Source organism: Mesorhizobium sp. M1423, from assembly GCF_040317575.1.
In the GTDB taxonomy this organism is placed as follows: Bacteria; Pseudomonadota; Alphaproteobacteria; order Rhizobiales; family Rhizobiaceae; genus Mesorhizobium.
The window spans coordinates 1-572 of sequence record NZ_JAMYKU010000092.1 but is presented as its reverse complement, the minus strand read 5'-3'; the positions used below and the strand labels follow the sequence as shown (position 1 = coordinate 572).

Below are 572 nucleotides of genomic sequence, written 5' to 3'. Positions count from 1 at the left end.
TGGCCCTTCGGCACCACCGGGAACGAGAAGCCGATGACATAGATGCCGCGCTTCAGCATCCGCGCCGCCATCTCCTGCGCCAGCGTCGCATCGCCAAGCATCACGGGGATGATCGGGTGGTCAGCGCCGGCCAGGGTGAAGCCGAGCTTGCCCATCTCGGACCGGAAATGCCCGGCATTGTCGTAGAGCCTCTTCCGCAATCCATCCCCGACTTTGATCAGTTCGAAGACCTTTATCGAGGCGCCGGCGATCGCCGGCATCAGCGTGTTGGAAAAAAGATAGGGCCGCGAGCGCTGGCGCAGCCAGTCGACCACCGGCTTCCTGCCCGACGTGTAGCCGCCCGACGCTCCGCCCAATGCCTTGCCGAGCGTACCGGTGATGATGTCCACCCTGCCCTCGACGCCACAATGTTCGGCCGAGCCACGGCCATTCCTGCCGACGAAACCAACTGCATGGCTGTCGTCGACCATCACCATCGCATCGTATTTGTCGGCGAGGTCGCAGACGCCCTTCAGATTGGCGATGATGCCATCCATCGAGAACACGCCGTCGGTGGCGATCAGCCGGAACCG

General features: G+C 63.5%; 1 protein-coding gene. It reads right to left on the bottom strand.

What is annotated here, in order from left to right; translation table 11 throughout:
* The coding region (locus NKG95_RS34220) for an aminotransferase class I/II-fold pyridoxal phosphate-dependent enzyme (protein WP_353043885.1) at window positions 1–572 on the bottom strand (572 nt) is incomplete at both ends.